Source organism: Agrobacterium sp. DSM 25558 (assembly GCF_900100825.1).
GTDB lineage: Bacteria > Pseudomonadota > Alphaproteobacteria > Rhizobiales > Rhizobiaceae > Agrobacterium.
In genome coordinates, this window is record NZ_FMUD01000005.1 from 150,690 (window position 1) to 170,345 (window position 19,656).

General features: G+C 57.6%; 14 protein-coding genes. 10 read left to right on the forward strand and 4 right to left on the reverse strand.

Annotated elements, in window-relative coordinates; translation table 11 throughout:
* Window positions 1-81: 81 nt before the first annotated feature.
* From DSM25558_RS06670 to DSM25558_RS06685, 4 genes are all read left to right on the forward strand, one after another.
* Window positions 82-909 carry a DeoR/GlpR family DNA-binding transcription regulator gene (locus DSM25558_RS06670; protein WP_077103068.1) on the forward strand — a complete coding sequence of 276 codons (828 nt, stop codon included), beginning with the start codon at window positions 82-84 and terminating at the stop codon, window positions 907-909.
* The gene (locus DSM25558_RS06675; protein WP_077103070.1) at window positions 906-2,090 is read left to right on the forward strand and encodes an MFS transporter; all 1,185 of its coding nucleotides are present in this window, start codon (window positions 906-908) and stop codon (window positions 2,088-2,090) included. The genes DSM25558_RS06670 and DSM25558_RS06675 overlap by 4 nt, the downstream gene beginning before the upstream one ends.
* Before the next feature lie 155 nt (window positions 2,091-2,245).
* Window positions 2,246-3,496, forward strand: coding sequence for a flavodoxin-dependent (E)-4-hydroxy-3-methylbut-2-enyl-diphosphate synthase (ispG, locus tag DSM25558_RS06680; RefSeq protein ID WP_077103072.1), 1,251 nt, complete (start codon window positions 2,246-2,248; stop codon window positions 3,494-3,496).
* Window positions 3,497-3,564: 68 nt separating this feature from the next.
* Window positions 3,565-4,230 carry a YiaD family glycine zipper/OmpA-like lipoprotein gene (locus DSM25558_RS06685; protein ID WP_062452969.1) on the forward strand — a complete coding sequence of 222 codons (666 nt, stop codon included), beginning with the start codon at window positions 3,565-3,567 and terminating at the stop codon, window positions 4,228-4,230.
* A gap of 77 nt (window positions 4,231-4,307) precedes the next feature.
* Here DSM25558_RS06685 and pyc read toward each other — a convergent pair whose 3' ends face one another.
* Together pyc and DSM25558_RS06695 are read right to left on the reverse strand one after the other, a co-directional pair.
* Window positions 4,308-7,769 carry a pyruvate carboxylase gene (gene pyc, locus DSM25558_RS06690; protein ID WP_077103151.1) on the reverse strand — a complete coding sequence of 1,154 codons (3,462 nt, stop codon included), beginning with the start codon at window positions 7,767-7,769 and terminating at the stop codon, window positions 4,308-4,310.
* A gap of 116 nt (window positions 7,770-7,885) precedes the next feature.
* Window positions 7,886-8,563 carry a helix-turn-helix transcriptional regulator gene (locus DSM25558_RS06695; RefSeq protein WP_159442476.1) on the reverse strand — a complete coding sequence of 226 codons (678 nt, stop codon included), beginning with the start codon at window positions 8,561-8,563 and terminating at the stop codon, window positions 7,886-7,888.
* Window positions 8,564-9,143: 580 nt separating this feature from the next.
* On the opposite strand from DSM25558_RS06695, the gene DSM25558_RS06700 reads away from it, so the two are divergent.
* The gene (locus DSM25558_RS06700; RefSeq protein WP_077103074.1) at window positions 9,144-10,928 is read left to right on the forward strand and encodes a glucan ABC transporter ATP-binding protein/ permease; all 1,785 of its coding nucleotides are present in this window, start codon (window positions 9,144-9,146) and stop codon (window positions 10,926-10,928) included.
* A gap of 85 nt (window positions 10,929-11,013) precedes the next feature.
* Here the strand turns inward: DSM25558_RS06700 and DSM25558_RS06705 are convergent, their stop codons facing one another.
* A complete protein-coding gene (locus DSM25558_RS06705) occupies window positions 11,014-11,715 on the reverse strand; it encodes a DUF1013 domain-containing protein (protein ID WP_077103076.1) in 702 nt (233 codons plus the stop codon).
* Window positions 11,716-11,950: 235 nt separating this feature from the next.
* On the opposite strand from DSM25558_RS06705, the gene acs reads away from it, so the two are divergent.
* The 5 genes from acs (at window position 11,951) to DSM25558_RS28960 (ending at window position 18,129) form a co-directional block, all read left to right on the forward strand.
* Entirely contained in the window at window positions 11,951-13,909 is a 1,959-nt protein-coding gene (gene acs, locus DSM25558_RS06710) for an acetate--CoA ligase (RefSeq protein WP_077103154.1), read from the forward strand.
* 144 nt (window positions 13,910-14,053) lie between these two features.
* Complete coding sequence (locus DSM25558_RS06715; protein WP_077103078.1) at window positions 14,054-14,944, forward strand: NAD(P)-dependent oxidoreductase; 891 nt, start codon at window positions 14,054-14,056, stop codon at window positions 14,942-14,944.
* A gap of 233 nt (window positions 14,945-15,177) precedes the next feature.
* The gene (locus DSM25558_RS06720; RefSeq protein ID WP_077103080.1) at window positions 15,178-16,611 is read left to right on the forward strand and encodes an aldehyde dehydrogenase family protein; all 1,434 of its coding nucleotides are present in this window, start codon (window positions 15,178-15,180) and stop codon (window positions 16,609-16,611) included.
* A 115-nt stretch (window positions 16,612-16,726) separates the two neighbouring features.
* Complete coding sequence (locus DSM25558_RS06725; RefSeq protein WP_077103082.1) at window positions 16,727-17,704, forward strand: threonine ammonia-lyase; 978 nt, start codon at window positions 16,727-16,729, stop codon at window positions 17,702-17,704.
* 281 nt (window positions 17,705-17,985) lie between these two features.
* Complete coding sequence (locus DSM25558_RS28960) at window positions 17,986-18,129, forward strand: hypothetical protein (RefSeq protein ID WP_200800730.1); 144 nt, start codon at window positions 17,986-17,988, stop codon at window positions 18,127-18,129.
* Between the two features lie 60 nt (window positions 18,130-18,189).
* On the opposite strand, the gene DSM25558_RS06730 is transcribed toward DSM25558_RS28960, so the two are convergent.
* Entirely contained in the window at window positions 18,190-19,371 is a 1,182-nt protein-coding gene (locus tag DSM25558_RS06730) for a M20 aminoacylase family protein (protein WP_077103084.1), read from the reverse strand.
* Window positions 19,372-19,656: the final 285 nt, after the last annotated feature.

A 19,656-nucleotide genomic window follows, 5' to 3' on the forward strand; every position in this document is an offset into this window, starting at 1 on the left:
TTGCTGAATTCCACGATTTCCGCTTGAGAAAACCATTGCGCCGGGTTATGCGTGTTTATGCACGATTCCTCCGATTGATTCATGATGTCTAAAACCGATCACTTCGTCAGCGAGCGACAGGCTCTGATTTACGCGCAACTGCACCGGCATGGCCGTGTGCTGGCGCAGGAGCTTGCGCAGAGTTTCGACGTATCGGAAGACACGGTGCGACGCGATTTGCGCGAAATGGCGGCCCGAGGGGAATGCGAACGTGTCTATGGCGGCGCGTTGCTAGCATCCGGCACCACCGTTCCGCTGAAAACCCGCATGGGCGAAATGCCGGATCGCAAGGCGACACTCGGACAAGCCGCAGCTTCTTTCGTGCAGAACGGCATGATCGTTTTTCTCGATGCCGGTTCCACCAATCTGGCCATCGCAAAAAATCTGGCCGTTGGCCTGAAACTCACCATCGTCACCAACACACCAGCGATTGCCGCAGAACTCGCCGGTAACGCCGACATCGAACTCATTCTGATTGGCGGCAGGGTCGATCCGGCGGTGGGTGCGGCTATCGATACGACCGCGATTCGTCAGCTGGAGCTAATCCGGCCCGATCTCTGCATTGTCGGCGTCTGCGGCCTGACGCTGGATCGGGGTCTATGCGCCGATATCTATGAGGATGCGGTGTTCAAACGGATGGCCTGCGAGGCCAGCGCAAAAACGCTGGCCGCCGTGACCTCCGAAAAGCTGGGTGCCACTGCCGCTTTTCAGGTCGCATCGCTTTCTTCCACGCTCACCCTCGTTCTGGAAGAGGATGCCGACCGCCACATGATCGGCGCGCTGGCGGACACCGGCATCAACATTCATCAGGCCGGATCATCTTCCGGCATTTCGTCTCACATGCACTTATCGAAGGACCAGTCCCGATGACCGGCACTGCCACGCCAACGACCGCCCGCTTGCCCTATATGACGCGAACACGCCTTGGCGTGTCCCTGCTGTTCCTGATGAACGGTTTCATGATGGGCTCATGGGCACCGATGATCCCGGAATTCGCCAGACGCTTTGCGCTCAGCGAAAGCACGCTGGGTCTCGTCATTCTCGTTTACGGCCTCGGCTCCCTATCCTTCATGCCCATTGCCGGTTCACAGATCGGCCGCCTCGGTTCGCGAACTGTGACATTGACGGTCGCTCTCATCATGGTGCCGACACTGCTGTTGATCACGCTCGCAAATTCGCTTTGGGCCGGCGTCATCGCCGTTTTTCTGTTCGGTGGTCTGACGGGGGCGATGGATGTTGCCATGAATGCCAACGCCGTCGTGGTGGAGCGCAGCATGCGCCGCGCCATCATGTCGTCTTGCCACGCGTTCTGGAGCTTGGGCGGATTGCTCGGCGCGGGTCTTGGCGGTCTGCTGATCACCAAAACCGGCATCTACGGCCATGCCATTACGCTCACGATCATCGCAGCCGCGCTCCTTGCCGTCGCATGGCCACGGGTGCAGGTGGATCGCCCCCACCCCGAAGAAGAGCGCCCCAAGGGTGGCCTGCCGATGACACCACTGCCCTGGATTATCGGCATCATGGCGCTGTTCTCGATGATTCCGGAAGGTGCCATTCTCGATTGGGGCGCGCTTTATCTGCGCAATGAACTCAGCGCTTCCGTCACGCTGTCCGGCTTCGGTTTTGCAGCCTTCTCGATGACCATGGCCATCATGCGCTTTGCGGGAGATTTGGTGCGTGACCGTTTCGGAGCCGTCCGCACGCTACAATTTTGTTCAGCCATATCGATCGTCGGTCTGCTGATTGCCGGTTTCGCGCCCAATGCCTTCATCGCCATCGCCGGTTTTGCCATCGCTGGCATCGGCATTTCCAACATGGTGCCGATTGCCTTTTCGGCCGCTGGCAACATGCCGGGAATGGCACCGGGCATTGCACTTTCGGTGGTTACGACCATGGGTTATTCCGGTATTCTCGTCGCGCCGTCGGCCATCGGCTTCATTGCAGAACATACGGGGCTTGCCGCCGTGTTTATCGGCCTGCCGCTTCTGCATGTGGTGGTTCTCATGCTGTCGAAACTTGCCCGCCATGCGGATGGCGCAAGCGGGCATTGATATCCCGATTTCGCAAAAGTGAGATGCCTGCCATCGACAAGTCTCGAATTTCGCCATGATTGCGGTAAAATAGGAGTTGATCGCTTCGATGTTGACAAGGCGCGCGCCTTGTTCCACCTGAATGATCAGATTTACCGCAATTGTTCGAGAACACCATGACGTCACACGCCGATTTTGATCCCAAGCCGCGCCGGTCCTCGGTTGCTGTCGATGTCGGTGGCGTGATTGTCGGCGGTGGCGCGCCGGTCGTGGTGCAATCCATGACCAATACGGATACCGCCGATATCGACGCCACCGTGCAGCAGGTCGCGGCCCTGTTCCGCGCCGGTTCCGAAATCGTGCGCATCACCGTCGACCGCGACGAAAGCGCCGCCGCCGTTCCGAAAATTCGTGACCGACTGCTGCGCCTTGGCATGGATGTGCCGTTGGTCGGCGACTTCCACTATATCGGCCACAAGCTGCTGGCAGATCACCCGGCCTGCGCCGAAGCGCTGGCGAAGTATCGCATCAATCCCGGCAATGTCGGCTTCAAGGACAAGAAGGACAAGCAGTTCGGCGATATCGTCGAAATGGCGATCCGGTACGACAAGCCAGTGCGCATCGGCGTCAACTGGGGATCGCTGGATCAGGAATTGCTGACAACCTTGATGGACAAGAACAAGGAGCAGGGCTTCCCACTGTCTGCCCGTCAGGTCACCCGCGAAGCCATCGTCCAGTCCGCCCTGATTTCCGCAGAGCTTGCTGAAGACATCGGCCTGCCGCGCAACCGCATCATTCTCTCGGCCAAGGTCAGCCAGGTGCAGGATCTGATCGCCGTCTATTCCATGCTGTCGGAACGCTCCGACCATGCCTTGCATCTCGGCCTTACCGAAGCGGGCATGGGATCGAAAGGCATCGTCGCATCGTCTGCTGCCATGGGCTATGTCCTTCAACACGGCATTGGCGATACGATCCGCGTGTCGTTGACGCCAGAGCCGAATGGCGATCGCACCCGCGAAGTGCAGGTTGCGCAGGAAATCCTGCAGGTCATGGGCTTCCGCCAGTTCGTTCCCGTCGTCGCAGCCTGTCCCGGCTGTGGACGGACCACGTCGACCGTGTTTCAGGAACTGGCGCAGAACATCCAGAGCGACCTTCGAAAGAACATGCCGGTCTGGCGTGAAAAATATCCTGGCGTGGAAGCGCTCAACGTCGCCGTCATGGGCTGCATCGTCAACGGCCCCGGCGAAAGCAAACATGCCGATATCGGCATCTCGCTGCCCGGCACAGGCGAAAACCCGGCCGCTCCCGTCTTCATCGACGGCGAAAAAGCGCTGACGCTGCGCGGCCCTGACATCGCCAAGGATTTCGAGGCACTGGTCATCGACTATATCGAGAAACGTTTCGGCCAAAAGGACGCGGCGGAATAGGTTTCGACCGTGAAAATGCCGAAATTCATCTGTCTTACCTTACGTGAACTCACGGAGCACTGGAATTCATGATCAAGAAGTTTGTCGTTCTTGCGCTGGCCGCAACCTACCTTTCCGCCTGCACCACCACCGACCCCTACACGGGTGAGCAAAAGGTTTCCAACATGGCAGGCGGGGCTGGCATCGGCGCGCTAGCCGGTGCTGTCGGCGGTCTGGCTATCGGTGGTGGCAACAAGGGTCGCAATGCCTTGATCGGTGCCGGTATAGGCGCTCTGGCCGGTGGTGCCATCGGCGGTTACATGGACAATCAGGAAGCCGAACTTCGCCAGCAGCTTCAGGGCACGGGCGTTTCCGTAACCCGTCGCGGTGACAGCATCGTTCTCAACATGCCGTCTAACGTCACCTTCGCCACGGATCAGGACCAGGTCATACCGCCCTTCTACCCAACGCTGAACTCGGTCGCCATCGTGCTGAACAAGTTCAACAAGACCTATATAGACATCAACGGCCATACCGATTCGACCGGCAGCCTTGCCCATAACCAGGGTCTGTCCGAACGCCGCGCCGCATCCGTCGCCAACTATCTCGGCGAACGTGGCGGTGTCGACCAGCGCCGTATCTCGACCATGGGCTTCGGCCCATCGCAGCCGATTGCATCCAACGCGACAGCTGATGGCCGCGCCCAGAACCGCCGCGTCGAAGTGCTGATTTCGCCCCTGACGCAAAACGGATGATCTGAAAGAGGCGCCTGACGCCGCCCACATAAAAAAGCCCACCTTTCGGTGGGCTTTTCCGTTTCTACTCTATCGCCTCACTCGCCATAGGCGATCAGCAAATCCTTGGCATCGATCTGGTCCCCTGGCTTGACCAGCACTTCGGCCACCTTGCCATCCCGCTCCGCGTGAAGCGCCGTTTCCATCTTCATCGCTTCGATGGAAACCAGCACGTCACCCGCCTTCACATCCTGCCCCTGATTGACAAAGACGCGGGAGATGACGCCCGGCATTGGCGCACCGACATGGGCGGCATTGCCGGGTTCGGACTTGCGGCGCACGGCAGAACCGGATGCACCATGGGCACGATCTGGGACCTTGATGCGGCGCGGTTGGCCGTTGATCTCGAAGAAGACCGTCACCATGCCCTTGTCGTCAACGCCGGACGAGGCCTGATTGACGATGACAAGCGTCTTGCCACGCTCGATATCGGCAAACAACTCCTCTCCATCTTCCATGCCGTAGAAATAAGCATGCGTCGGCAGAACCGATACCGGTCCGTAGGTTTCTGATGTCAGCGCAAAATCGGTAAAGACCTTCGGATACATCAGGTAGGAGGCAAATTCGAAATCATCCACCGGGCGCTCCAGCTTCGTTTCGATCTCCTTGCGCTCGGCATCCAGATCGGCATCTTCCAGCAGCGAGCCGGGACGAACCGTATAGGGCTTATCACCCTTCAGTGCCTTCTTCTGCAGGGCTTCCGGCCAACCGCCCGGCGACTGGCCGAGATCGCCCTTCAGCATGGAGACGACCGAATCAGGGAAGGAGACTTCCTTGTCCGGGTTTTCGACATCAGCCACCGTCAGGTCCTGAGAGACCATCATCAGCGCCATATCGCCCACCACCTTGGAAGACGGTGTCACCTTGACGATATCGCCGAACATCTGGTTGACGTCGGCATAGGTCTGCGCGACCTCGTGCCAGCGGCTTTCAAGACCGAGTGAACGGGCCTGTTCCTTGAGGTTGGTGAACTGGCCACCGGGCATTTCGTGGAGATAGACTTCCGAGGCCGGTCCCTTGAGATCGCTCTCAAAGGCGGCATATTGCCCACGCACCGCTTCCCAATAGAAGGAAATGCGGCGGATCCATTCCGTATCTAGGCCCGTATCGCGGTCCGTCCCTTTTAGCGCTTCAACGATAGAGCCGAGGCACGGCTGCGAGGTGTTGCCCGAGAGCGCATCCATGGCCGCATCCACGGCATCAACACCCGCTTCCACCGCCGCCAGAACCGTCGCAGCCGAGATGCCGGATGTATCATGCGTGTGGAAATGGATCGGCAGGCTGGTCGCCTCACGTAAGGCCTTGAACAGAACCCGTGCGGCCGCAGGCTTCAAAAGTCCGGCCATGTCCTTGACGGCAATGATATGCGCGCCAGCCTTTTCAAGTTCGGCGGCAAGATTTGTGTAATATTTCAGATCGTATTTCGGACGGGCGGAGTTCAGAAGATCGCCCGTATAGCAGATGGTTGCTTCGCAAAGCTTGTTCTCTTCCGCGATCGCATCCATCGAGACGCGCATGTTTTCCACCCAGTTCAGGCAGTCGAACACGCGGAACAGGTCGATCCCACCCTTTGCGGCCTGACGGACAAAATATTTGACGACGTTGTCAGGGTAATTCTTGTAGCCGACGCCATTGGCTCCGCGCAGCAGCATTTGCAGCAGCAGGTTCGGCGCGCCTTCACGCACCAGCGCCAGACGCTCCCACGGGTCTTCGGTGAGGAAGCGCATCGACACATCGAAGGTCGCACCGCCCCAGCATTCCAGCGATAACAGCTGCGGCAGAGCCTTGGCATATACGCTGGAAACGCGAGCGATATCGTGGGTGCGAACGCGGGTTGCGAGCAAAGACTGGTGGCCGTCGCGCATCGTCGTATCGGTGACCAGCACGCGCTTTTCGTTGCGCATCCACTCCGCAAAGCCCTTTGGACCGAGCTTGTCGAGAAGCTGTTTGGTACCGTCAGGTGTCGGTTTGTCGATATAGGGCACAATCGGCACAGGTGCGGTGGCGGCAGGCTGAACGCGGCCCTTCGTTTCGGGATGACCGTTGACGGTAACGTCTGCCAGATAGGTCAAAAGCTTGGTCGCGCGGTCCTGCCGCTTGACCTGCTCGAACAGCTCCGGTGTCGAATCGATGAAGCGCGTCGTGTAGGTGTTTCCGACAAAGCTCGGATGGCTGATGATGGCTTCCAGAAAGGTCAGGTTCGTCGCCACGCCGCGAATACGGAATTCGCGCAGCGCACGATGCATACGGGCAATGGCTTCATCCGCCTGCGGAGCCCAGGCAGTCACCTTGACCAGCAGTGGATCGTAATAGCGCGTGATGATCGCGCCCGAATAGGACGTTCCGCCATCCAAACGAATGCCGAAGCCAGAAGCGGAACGATACGCAGTGATACGACCGTAATCCGGAATGAAATTGTGTTCTGGGTCCTCAGTGGTGATACGGCACTGAAGCGCGTGTCCATTGAGGCGGATGTCCTTTTGCGCCGGCACACCCGATTCCGGCGTCCCGATGGTTTCGCCTTCGAGAATATGGATCTGTGCCTTGACGATATCGATGCCGGTGACGACTTCGGTCACCGTGTGCTCGACCTGAATGCGCGGATTGACCTCTATGAAGTAGAATTTGCCGCTATCGGCATCCATCAGGTATTCGACCGTGCCAGCACCGACATAATTGGTGGCACCGGCGATTTTCAGCGAGTAATTGGCCAGTTCCTGACGGCGTTCGTCGGACAGATACGGCGCTGGGGCGCGTTCGACCACCTTCTGGTTCCGGCGTTGGATGGAGCAGTCACGCTCAAACAAATGCACGACATTGCCGTGCGTATCGCCCAAGATTTGGCTTTCGACGTGGCGGGCGCGCTCCAGAAGCTTTTCCAGATAGACTTCGTCCTTGCCGAAAGCAGCCTTTGCCTCGCGTTTGGCTTCCGTCACCTCGCGGGCAAGGTCTTCCTTTTTACGGATGGCGCGCATGCCGCGACCACCACCACCCCAGGAAGCCTTGAGCATCACCGGATAGCCGATCTCCTCGGCCATCCGCTCGACTTCCGCCATATCGTCCGGCAAAGGTTCAGTTGCCGGAACGACGGGTACGCCGACGGAAATCGCCAGATTGCGGGCGGCAACCTTGTTGCCCAGGCGGCGCATGGTATCCGCTGTTGGGCCGATGAAGATAAGACCCGCCTCGTTGCAGGCCTCAACGAATTCCGGGCTTTCCGACAGAAGGCCGTAACCGGGATGGATGGCGTCTGCACCGGACAGCTTGGCAACCCGGATCACTTCCTCGATCGACAGATAGCTCTCGATCGGCCCCATATCCTTGGCCAGATGCGGGCCGCGGCCGACCTGATAACTCTCGTCCGCCTTGAACCTGTGCAGCGAAAGCTTGTCTTCCTCCGCCCATATCGCGACCGTTTTTATGCCAAGCTCGTTGGCGGCACGGAACACACGGATCGCAATCTCTGAACGATTGGCGACAAGGATTTTCGATATTTTCAAGACGGCCTCCCAAACCTCGCGAGCAAACATATATGCTGCAGCGCGAAATTAAGCAGTAAACGCCCCTGTTGGAAAGGGCGTTTTTGTCGATGGCTGTCGTGTAGAACGCAGAAGTTTTACGAGATAATTCCGTGACGGAGTGCAAGCGCCACCACATGCTGGCGGTTTCTGGCGTCCAGCTTGCGTTGAATGCCATTTATGTACCAATCGACCGTGTGACTGGAAATCGAAAGGCTCTTGCCGATTTCCGGCGACGTCCTGCCTTGGGCAAGCAGCGTCAACACATCCAGCTCGCGCCGGGTGAACTGCGTGACGGACATATCCGGGATGGAAAGAACGGTTTCCGATTGACCGGCGAAGTCCAGCAGACGCCAGAACGCCACACGCATGGCCGTATCGATGATGAACAGTTCCGATGTGGAAAGAAGCCGCCCGTCTCCGAAGATGTAAACGCCGCCGAGCAAGCCGCTTCGACCGTGAATGGGAAACGCATACCCTTCGCGCAGGCCAAACCGCGCCGCATCCTGAAACATCTTTGCAGCACGTTTGCGCTGCGTCGTTTGCGGCAACATCGCCACCACGTCGCGACATCGAAAAGGCTGATGCAAAAGGCCGAGCGTCCGCTTGACCGGATCGCTGTTGCCGTATTTCTTGGCGTGATAAACGTCCTTCCAGCCGCTGGGCAGATGTTCAGACAGCACCGTCCCCGTAAACGTCAGGTCCTCCGCATCACGGCGCACGATGCGATAAAATTCAAATCCGAGGCGACGCGTCAGCTCATGAAATGCCGACACAAAACGCTCTTCGGTTCTTGCCTCGTTGCACAGAGTCAAAAACTGGAAAACATTGTGCATTGAAACGAATACCCTGGAAGAAATGAAACGATATCGGCGTTTTGGAAGACCCATACGTTCACAGGAAGCCCCGTTGACGTCGATATCACCAATGGTAAGTTGTACCTTATAAGGTAATCAAATGATTAAAACTATACCGCGAAATTTTGCAATGTGTTTCGAAGCGGACCAGCCCAAAAACGCACATCCAGTGCTTGTAAAATGCGGAAGTGTCTTCCTATTGTTCTGATGCTTCGAAGCGAAAGGAAGCGTAGGGAAATTCATTATTGCGTCATCAATATCGTCACGAAACCATCGGTGAAGACCGCCGGTCGATGCCATGATCCGATGGAGCCGTTCTTGCGAAGACACGATAATTTTTTTAGCACTCAAAGGTTTAAGTCACGACCGTTAAGCGGCCATTCATGTGAAAAAAGCGATAACATACTAACTTGCTGGCATATGCCGCCCTAGCGTCGGCTTGCTGAGCTTGGAACGTTACAATCGCGCTACTAGACTGACAGAATACGGGATTTGGCAATTGACACTGTTTCAGGTTTACACTCGCGCTCTGCGCTACCTCGCCGACAACAAGTTGCGTGTCACCGTCGTCGTCGTCGCGAACGTCATTCTGGCCGCAATCACGATTGCCGAGCCGGTGCTGTTCGGTCGCATCATCGATGGACTTTCATCTGGCACCATCCCGGTCAACATCCTCATCCTCTGGGGAGCTTTTGCCCTGTTCAATACGGTCGCCTATGTTGCGGTCGCGCGTGAGGCGGACCGGTTGGCACATGGGCGCCGTGCGTCCCTGCTGACGGAAGCCTTCGGCCGGATCATTTCCATGCCGCTCTCATGGCACCACCAGCGTGGTACATCCAACGCTCTGCACACGCTTCTGCGCGCAAGTGAAACGCTGTTCGGCCTGTGGCTGGAATTCATGCGCACCCATCTTGCGACATTCGTTGCGCTGATTCTTCTCATCCCGACTGCCATCTCCATGGACCTACGCCTCAGCTTTGTTTTGATGGGACTGGGCATCGTCTATTGGTTCATCGGCAAATGGGTGATGGAGCGCACCAAGGAAGGTCAGGCATCGGTCGAAGAACATTACCACACGGTTTTCGCCCATGTCAGCGATTCGATCAGCAACGTCTCTGTGTTGCACAGCTACAACCGCATCGAAGCTGAAACAAAAGCTCTGAAGTCATTTACGGAGCGGCTTCTCAGCGCGCAATATCCGGTTCTGGACTGGTGGGCATTCGCAAGTGCATTGAACCGGACTGCCTCTTCGGTTTCGATGATGATCATCCTCGTTGTCGGTGCCATCCTTGTGAAGAACGGTGAGCTGCGGGTCGGTGACATCATCGCCTTCATCGGCTTTGCGAACCTGCTGATCGGCCGCCTGGACCAGGTGCGCGCTTTCGCCACCCAGATTTTCGAGGCCCGTGCCAAGCTCGTTGACTTCTTCAAGCTCGAAGATTCCGTGCAGGAGCGGGAAGAGCCAAGCGGTGCAGTCGAACTCGGCCAGGTCTCCGGCAAGGTGGAATTCCGCAACGTCAATTTCGGTTTTGCCAACACCAAGCAGGGCGTGCACGACGTTTCGTTTACGGCCAATGCCGGCGAAACGATCGCCATCGTCGGACCGACAGGTGCGGGCAAGACCACCCTGATCAATCTGTTGCAGCGGGTCTATGATCCCAATGGCGGCCAGATTTTGGTCGATGGTACAGACATCTCGACGGTAACCCGTCAGTCCCTGCGCCACTCCATTGCAACGGTTTTCCAGGATGCCGGGCTTCTTAACCGGTCGATCCGAGATAACATCCGCCTTGGCCGCGACAGTGCAACCGATGACGAAATCGCTCAGGCCGCTGCTGCGGCGGCGGCGACCGACTTCATCGACAGCAGAAACACCGGTTACATGACGCAGGTCGGTGAACGCGGCAACCGTCTGTCCGGCGGTGAGCGTCAGCGTATCGCCATCGCCCGCGCCGTGTTGAAAAACGCACCGATCCTCGTTCTCGACGAAGCAACCAGTGCGCTTGACGTGGAAACAGAGGCCCGCGTGAAGGACGCCGTCGATGCGCTGCGCAAGAACAGAACGACCTTCATCATTGCCCACCGCCTGTCGACCGTGCGCGATGCCGACCAGGTCCTGTTCATGGACAATGGCAGGATCGTGGAAAAAGGCACCTTCGATGAGCTGAGCATGCGCGGCGGTCGCTTCTCCTCGCTGCTACGAGCCAGTGGCCTGCTGAACGACGATGAAAAGACCGGTGCGCCGGTCCTGTCGATGCCTGCAAAGTCGGCTCTCACCGCATAAGGAATTTCTGAGAAGAAATAATCCGCTCAACAAAAAGCCCCGGTCGATGCCGGGGCTTTTTCTATTCTGATCGACAGACTCAAAATCAGAAATTGTCGTCTTCGTCGTCATCCTTGCGGGTTGACTTGAGAGAGCTGAGCTTGGCAAAGACAGCGTTGGCGTCGATTTCTTTTTCTTCTTCGCGCTCGTATTTGTAGCCGAGGCTTTCCGTGGCGGCAGCAGGCTGCAATGTCGCGTCCAGCTCTTCCTGGGTTGGAAGGGGGCGACCGCGTGATGCGCGCTCGACTTCAAGGTCAAGGTCGATCTGGCTGCACAGGCCGAGTGTAACCGGATCCATCGGTGTCAGATTGGCCGAGTTCCAGTGGCTGCGGTCCCTGATCTGTTCGATCGTGGACTTGGTGGTGCCGACGAGACGCGAAATCTGCGCGTCCTTCAGTTCGGCATGGTTGCGCACCAGCCACAAAATGGCGTTCGGGCGATCCTGACGCTTGGAAACCGGTGTGTAACGCGGGCCACGACGCTTGGATTCAGGCACGCGAACCTTGGGCTCGGAAAGCTTGATCTTGTGGTTGGGATTGGCGACCGCACGTTCGATTTCATCGCGGGAAAGCTGTCCAGTGGAAATCGGGTCGAGTCCCTTGATCCCCTGCGCCGCTTCGCCATCGGCAATTGCCTTGACTTCAAGCGGGTGCAGTTTGCAAAAAGTGGCGATCTGCTCGAACGACAATGCGGTATTATCCACCAGCCAGACGGCCGTCGCTTTCGGCATGAGCAATGTTTGAGCCATAGATACAGTCCTTCTGTCCGTCCGCTCCGGTGGCGCGGGACGTGGATGTTAACCACTAATTTCCGGGATATCAGCGGTCTATAACTGGATTGCATCAGAATTGCAATTCTTTGCGCAACAAATGACCTTTGTCTAATTGCCGGATGTCACTGAACTGCTATGAATCTGGCACATGACTGGAGAAAAGGAGTCTCCGGTAATTGCAAAAGACGCGATGCGATCTGAGGAGGAATTCATGTCTGCCAAAATCTATCCGGTTCTGAAATCTGCAAAAAAGACCACGTTGCTCGACAATGACAAATACCTGAAATGGTACGAGCAGAGCGTCGAGGACCCTGAGAAATTCTGGGGCAAGCATGGCAAGCGGATAGACTGGTTCAAGCCCTATACGAAAGTGAAGAACACGTCGTTTACCGGCAAGGTGCCGATCAAGTGGTTCGAGGACGGGCTGACCAACGTCTCGTATAATTGCATCGACCGGCACCTGAAGACGCATGGCGAGCGCACCGCGATCATCTGGGAAGGCGACAATCCCTATATCGACAAGAAGATCACCTATAACCAGCTTTACGATGCGGTGTGTCGTCTGGCCAATGTGATGAAGAAGCACGGCGTCAAGAAGGGCGACCGGGTGACGATCTACATGCCGATGGTGCCGGAAGCGACCTATGCGATGCTCGCCTGCGCCCGCATCGGTGCGGTGCACTCGGTCGTCTTCGGTGGCTTTTCACCGGATGCGCTGGCAGGCCGAATCGTCGATTGCGAATCCACCTTCGTCATCACCTGCGACGAGGGCGTGCGTGGCGGCAAGCCGATCCCTTTGAAGGACAACACCGACAAGGCCATCGATATCGCCGCCAGACAGCATGTGAAGGTCGACAAGGTGCTGGTGGTACGCCGCACCGGCGGCAAGACCAACTGGGCACCGGGCCGCGACCTATGGTACCACCAGGAAGTCGCCTCGGTAAAACCCCATTGCGAACCGGCCAAGATGAAGGCGGAAGACCCGCTCTTCATTCTCTACACCTCAGGCTCCACCGGCAAACCCAAGGGCGTGCTGCACACGACGGGTGGCTATCTCGTCTATGTGTCGATGACGCATGAATATGTGTTCGATTATCACGATGGCGATATCTACTGGTGCACTGCCGATGTCGGCTGGGTGACGGGCCATTCCTATATCGTCTATGGGCCGCTCGCCAATGGTGCCACCACCGTCATGTTCGAAGGCGTTCCGAACTTCCCCGATCAGGGTCGCTTCTGGGAGGTCATCGACAAGCATCAGGTCAATATCTTCTACACGGCCCCGACGGCCCTGCGTTCGCTGATGGGTGCGGGCGACGAGTTCGTTAAGCGCTCGTCTCGCTCCAGCCTGCGGCTTCTGGGCACTGTCGGCGAGCCGATCAACCCCGAGGCATGGGAATGGTATTACCATGTGGTGGGCGATGATAAGAGCCCGATTGTCGATACATGGTGGCAGACGGAAACCGGCGGCATTCTGATCACGCCGCTGCCCGGTGCCACCGATCTCAAGCCAGGCTCGGCCACGCGGCCTTTCTTCGGTGTGCAGCCGCAACTGGTCGATGCCGAGGGCAAGGTGCTGGAAGGGGCAGCCGACGGTAACCTTTGCATAGCAGACAGCTGGCCGGGGCAATCGCGCACGGTCTATGGCGATCACAAGCGGTTTATCGAGACCTACTTCTCGACGTACAAGGGCAAATACTTCACCGGTGATGGCTGCCGTCGTGATGAGGACGGCTATTACTGGATCACCGGCCGCGTCGATGACGTCCTCAACGTTTCCGGCCATCGTCTCGGAACAGCCGAGGTCGAATCGGCACTCGTCTCGCACAACCTCGTCTCCGAGGCTGCAGTCGTCGGCTACCCCCATTCCATCAAGGGGCAGGGCATCTATTGCTACGTCACGCTGATGGCCGGGCAGACGGGCGATGACGCGTTGCGCGCCGAACTCGTCAAACATGTCCGCAACGAGATCGGCCCTGTGGCCACGCCTGACAAGATCCAGTTCTCACCGGGCCTGCCGAAGACCCGCTCGGGCAAGATCATGCGCCGCATCCTGCGCAAGATCGCCGAGGATGATTTTGGCGCACTCGGCGATACGTCGACGTTGGCTGATCCCGCCGTGGTCGATGACCTCATTGAAAACAGGCAGAACAAGGCAAAGGCTGCTTAAGCTAAATAGGGTAAGAACGATCAAAAAACACCCGGCAGACCTCACGGTCACCGGGTGTTTTTCTGACCGCGAACGTTTTTTACCTCGATTGGCCTTTTTGACGTTGCATGAATGTGCACATTGAAGGCACGGGAGGAAACCGACATGGACAATTCAAAAGGCCGCGTAATCGCATTTATTGGCACAGGCCTGATGGGCGGGCCGATGGCGCGCAATCTGCTCAAGGCTGGCTTCACCCTGCGCGTCTGGAACCGCAGCGTCGAGAAAGCTCAGGCGCTGGTGGCCGATGGTGCGGTGCTGGCCTCCTCTCCAGCGGACGCTGCGAAAGGTGCCGATGTCGTCATCACCATGTTGAGCGACGGCAAGGCGGTGGGCGACGTACTGTTCGATAGTGGCGTGGCGGAGGCGCTTGAAAAGGGCGCTGTCGTCATCGATAGCAGTTCCATTGTCCCGCCGATTGCACGCGACCATGCCGACAGGCTCAAGGCACTCGGCATCGGTCACATCGACGCACCGGTGTCCGGCGGCGTCGTGGGCGCAAGTGCGGGCACGCTGGCCATCATGGCGGGTGGTGATGAAGCGCTGGTCTCAAGCCTTTCGGATGTCTTCGCCGCCATGGGCAGGCTGACCTATGTCGGCCCATCGGGCGCAGGACAATTGTGTAAACTGGCGAACCAACAGATCGTCGCCATCACCATTGGTGCCGTTGCCGAGGCTATGATGCTGGTCGAGGCGGGCGGTGCCTCGCGTGAAGGGTTCCGCAATGCCATTCGCGGTGGCTTTGCCGAAAGCCGAATATTGGAGCTGCACGGCGAACGCATGGTCAAACGCGATTTTGTGCCCGGTGGCCCCTCCAAATTCCAGCTCAAGGATCTGAATGGCGTTCTGGCAACGGCGAAAGACCTGTCGCTTGACTTGCCGCTGACGCAGACCATCACAGAGGAGTTCGCTGATTTCGTTGGCGATGGCGGTGCGGATATCGACCACAGCGGCATTCTGCTCTATTTGGAAAAGCTGAATAAGCGTGAGCACTAAAACGGCCTTTTCAGACCCGCCAAAACATTCTTACCCGTACCATAACATGGAATTATTTGCCGGCACTGTCATATGGCGACTTTCGTCAAGAGATAATATGACATAAGGTCCCCGCCAACTTCGTGGCAGCCGCAACCGGGTGCCACGTCATAAATCGATGGCCGAAAGGTCGTTTCATAACGAGCGAGGTGGCGCAGGATACAGGCCGCTTCAGCGTCAAAGGGAGTATGTTCATGACCATCCATCAGAACCTGATCAATGGCGAGTGGATCGGAGCCGATACGTCGGAAAACATCAATCCGTCCGATACCAACGAGGTTGTCGGCCTTTACGCGCAAGCGGGTGCCGAAGAAGCAAAGCAAGCTATCGCTGCTGCCAAAGCTGCCTTTCCGGCTTGGTCGCGGTCCGGCATTCTGGAACGCCATGCAATCTTAAAAAAGACCGCCGACGAAATTTTGGCGCGCAAGGAAGAACTCGGCGCACTTCTGGCCCGTGAAGAGGGCAAGGTTCTGGCTGAAGGCATCGGCGAAACCATCCGCGCCGCCCAAATTTTCGATTTCTTCGCCGGTGAAGCGCTGCGCCTTGCAGGCGAAGTCATTCCGTCGGCCCGCCCGAACATCGGCGTCGAAGTCACCCGCGAGCCGCTCGGCGTCATCGGCATCATCACGCCATGGAACTTCCCGATTGCCATTCCGGCGTGGAAGATCGCTCCAGCGCTCTGCTACGGCAACACCGTCGTCTTCAAGCCTGCCGATCTGGTTCCGGGCTGCTCCTGGGCGATTGTCGATATTCTCCACCGCGCCGGTCTGCCGAAGGGCGTCCTGAACCTCGTCATGGGCCGCGGTTCGGTCGTCGGTCAGGCAATGCTCGACAGCCCGCATCTGTCCGGCATCACCTTTACCGGCTCCACTGGCACCGGCCAGCGCGTGGCGGCGTCTTCGCTGCCGTTCAACCGTAAATTCCAGCTGGAAATGGGCGGCAAGAACCCCTTCGTGGTTCTCGATGATGCCGATTTGAGCGTTGCCGTGGAAGCAGCCGCAAACTCCGGCTTTTACTCTACCGGACAGCGCTGCACGGCATCTTCGCGCATCATCGTGACCGAAGGCATTCACGACAAGTTCGTTGCAGCCATGACCGAGCGTCTAGCCAAGATCAATGTCGGCCACGCCATGGATAAGGAAACCCATGTCGGCCCGGTCGTTGATGAAAAACAGCTGAAGCAGGACACTGACTACATCGAGATCGGCAAAAAGGAAGGCGCGAAAGTTGCTTTCGGCGGCGAACTCGTCAAACGCGAAACACCCGGCTTCTATCTTCAGCCGACGCTGTTTACCGAAGCCACCAACAGCATGCGCATTTCGCAGGAAGAAATCTTCGGCCCCGTCGCAGCCGTCATTAGAGTCAAGGATTATGATGAGGCGCTAGCCGTTGCCAATGACACGCCATTCGGCCTGTCCTCGGGCATCGCCACCACCAGCCTGAAGCATGCAACACACTTCAAGCGCAATGCGGAAGCGGGCATGGTGATGGTCAACTTGCCGACGGCTGGCGTGGACTTTCACGTTCCCTTCGGCGGCCGCAAGGCATCGTCCTTTGGCCCGCGTGAGCAGGGCAAATATGCGAGTGAATTTTTCACCACGGTGAAAACGGCCTATACGCTGGCCTAAAACTACCCTCTCAAAAAACGATCCCCGGCATCATCCGGGGATTTTTTTTGCTCTTTTCCATCGGCAATTTCTGCCTATGGTGTGAGCGCAAATCACGAGGCGAGACAGGGACAGCATGACAGATATTTCGATGATCGAGGCGGCACGCCAGCGCATTGGTTCCGAGGCGGTCCGCACGCCATTGCTGTCCTCCCCCTTTCTGGACGACATCGCCGGACGCAAGATTTTGGTGAAAGCGGAATGCCTGCAACGCACCGGTTCTTTCAAGTTTCGCGGTGGCTGGTCTGCCGTGTCAGGCATCGCACCGGATGTGCGCCAGCGCGGCGTCATCGCCTTTTCCTCCGGTAACCACGCGCAAGGCGTGGCGCTGGCCGCAGCATTGCACGGCGTTCCCGCCGTCATCATCATGCCGCTGGATGCGCCGAAGATAAAAATCGACAACACCAGAGCATACGGGGCCGAGGTCGTCCTGTTCGACCGCTCGAAAGACGACCGTGATGCCATCGGCGCACGGCTCTCGCAGGAGCGTGGCCTGACGCTGATTAAGCCGTTCGATGAACCCCTGGTCATTGCCGGTCAGGGCACGGTCGGCCTCGAAATTGCAGAGCAGGGTCAGGAACTGGGCATTGGCAAGGCCGAGGTTCTGGTTCCCTGCGGCGGTGGCGGCCTGACATCGGGCATCGCGCTGGCGCTGGAAGCCAAAGCACCGAATTACACCGTGCGCACGTGTGAGCCTGAAAAGTTCGATGACGTCGCCCGCTCTTTGGCATCGGGCAAGATCGAGCGCAATGATGCACTGTCCGGTTCGGTCTGCGATGCGATCATTACGCCGCAGCCCGGCAATATCACCTTTCCGATCATGGCCCGCCATTGCGGCATCGGTATCGCGGTGACCGAAGATGAGGCGCTGCGCGCCATGGTGCTGGCATTTTTGCGATTGAAGGTGGTGGTCGAGCCCGGCGGTGCAGTGGCTCTGGCGGCGGCCTTGTTTCACGGCGCAGAGTTACAAACTGAAACCGTCATCGCGGTCGCGTCGGGCGGTAATGTCGACCCTGACGTCATGGCATCGGCTCTATCCCGCTTCGCCGATTAGGCGCGGCGGAACGCGCTCTTCGACCCGTCGGTACAATCACCGTATCACCCGGAAAGGTCCTATCCGTTAATTTTGTGTTGAACCGGACGGGTCGTTGCGCGTTGAACGTTAACAAATCGGAAGATCGGTGCCTGTTGGGAGGCAAGTGGCGATCAGTATTTTCTCCGATTGTGGCAACTTATGGAAAATCCTCTCTACAGAATTACTGGAAAATGGCGATACTCTAGAACTTACAGTCAAAAAGCCGGTCAAACGGTGAAGGGTCAACAAGGGAGGGTTCGATGTCTTATTCCAAAGCCGGAAAAATCAGAGATTTTGCACCACAGGCCGCGACGCCAAAAAGCTGGCAGGCAACGTTTCACACGGCAATGGTTGCTTTGTGCTTTGCTTTCGTCGGAGCGGTGATCTTCGGTTTGGTGCCCTGACGCAAACGAGATTCATGGACAAAAAGGCCGATCACTGATCGGCCTTTTTTCATTGAAGAATTATCCCAGCTTCAAATAATCTTCCGCAAGTTCCACCCAGAAAGCCGTACCGATGGGCAAAATTTCATCGTTGAAATCGAATTTCGGGTGATGCAGCGACGGGTCGTTTTCCGTGCGCTGGGTGCCAAGGAAGAAATAGGCCCCTGGGCGCGCCTCCAGCATATAGGCAAAATCTTCAGCACCCATTGTCGGTCGCGGCATTTCGATAACTTTGTCCGCCCCCGCAAAGCGCGTCGCCAGACCCACAATGTAGTCCGTTTCCGCCTTGTGATTGACGGTCGGGTTATAACCGCGCTGGTAATCCAGCGTCACGTTCATCCCATAGCTCGCCGCCTGTCCCTCCGCGATCAGGCGAATACGCTTTTCCAGCTCGTCTCTGGCGTCCGCATCGAACGAACGGATCGTCAGCAGCATTTCCGCCGTCTCAGGAATAACATTGCTTGCCACGCCCGCATGAAACGCACCCACCGTCACAACAGTCGGCGTCAGCGGGTGTATGTTGCGTGACACGATGGTCTGCAATGCCATGATGATGCTGGCACCTGCGACGATTGGGTCGAGCGTGGTTTGCGGCTCAGCACCATGCCCGCCATGACCGTTGATGGTGATCTTGCACTCATCCACCGCCGCCATGATCGGCCCATCGCGCAGCACGAAATGGCCAAAGGGAAGGTTGGGTTCGTTGTGAAGCGCAAACACGGCATCACACGGAAAGCGCTCGAACAGGCCGTCCTCGATCATGATGCGCGCGCCGCCGAAGTTTTCCTCGGCAGGCTGGAAAATCAGATGAACCGTTCCGTCGAAATTGCGACGTTCGGCGATGATCTTGGCCGCTCCCAGCAACATTGCAGTATGCCCGTCATGGCCGCAAGCATGCATGACGCCCGGGTTTTTGCTGGCATATTCCGCCCCGGTTTCCTCGTGAATGGGCAAGGCATCGATATCGGCACGGATGCCGATGGATCGATTGCTGTTGCCATTGCGCAAAGTCGCAACCACACCTGTGCCAGCCAGACCACGCGTGACCTCGTAACCCATCGCGTCCAGTTGAGCTGCAACGAAATCCGATGTCTTGAACTCTGAAAGTCCAATTTCCGGGTTGCGATGAAGATGATGCCTGATCGCCACGACATCCGGCATATGATTGGCAAATGCAGCGGGGTTTTTAGGCTCAATCGTCATTTTTAAAGTCCGGCATGTTTGCGTCTGTTAAGCGTTTTCACGTGGCTTTCGTTTAGCAGCATAACCGGGCTTTGATAAGAGTAGGCGTGAGACACAGGTGCCAGCATTCATCACCTTCCATTCAGCGCTTGCGCGCGGGCAAAACAGGTGGCATGGAACTGAAAGCGCCTTTAATCATTCCCTCAATCGGGTGACACTGCGCCTTCATGGAAGGCCTATGTCACCAACGGGTTCGATGAGAAAATGGGGGACAGGTGCAGCATGACGTGTTTTCGCTTTGGGGGA

Excerpts from the sequence above, each read along its gene's own strand:
- DSM25558_RS06670 (WP_077103068.1), top strand. The coding sequence starts at position 82 with ATGATGTCTAAAACCGATCACTTCGTCAGCGAGCGACAGGCTCTGATT.
- DSM25558_RS06675 (WP_077103070.1), top strand. The coding sequence starts at position 906 with ATGACCGGCACTGCCACGCCAACGACCGCCCGCTTGCCCTATATGACG.
- ispG (WP_077103072.1), top strand. The coding sequence starts at position 2,246 with ATGACGTCACACGCCGATTTTGATCCCAAGCCGCGCCGGTCCTCGGTT.
- DSM25558_RS06685 (WP_062452969.1), top strand. The coding sequence starts at position 3,565 with ATGATCAAGAAGTTTGTCGTTCTTGCGCTGGCCGCAACCTACCTTTCC.
- DSM25558_RS06705 (WP_077103076.1), bottom strand. The coding sequence starts at position 11,715 with ATGGCTCAAACATTGCTCATGCCGAAAGCGACGGCCGTCTGGCTGGTG.
- acs (WP_077103154.1), top strand. The coding sequence starts at position 11,951 with ATGTCTGCCAAAATCTATCCGGTTCTGAAATCTGCAAAAAAGACCACG.
- DSM25558_RS06715 (WP_077103078.1), top strand. The coding sequence starts at position 14,054 with ATGGACAATTCAAAAGGCCGCGTAATCGCATTTATTGGCACAGGCCTG.
- DSM25558_RS06720 (WP_077103080.1), top strand. The coding sequence starts at position 15,178 with ATGACCATCCATCAGAACCTGATCAATGGCGAGTGGATCGGAGCCGAT.
- DSM25558_RS06725 (WP_077103082.1), top strand. The coding sequence starts at position 16,727 with ATGACAGATATTTCGATGATCGAGGCGGCACGCCAGCGCATTGGTTCC.
- DSM25558_RS28960 (WP_200800730.1), top strand. The coding sequence starts at position 17,986 with ATGTCTTATTCCAAAGCCGGAAAAATCAGAGATTTTGCACCACAGGCC.
- DSM25558_RS06730 (WP_077103084.1), bottom strand. The coding sequence starts at position 19,371 with ATGACGATTGAGCCTAAAAACCCCGCTGCATTTGCCAATCATATGCCG.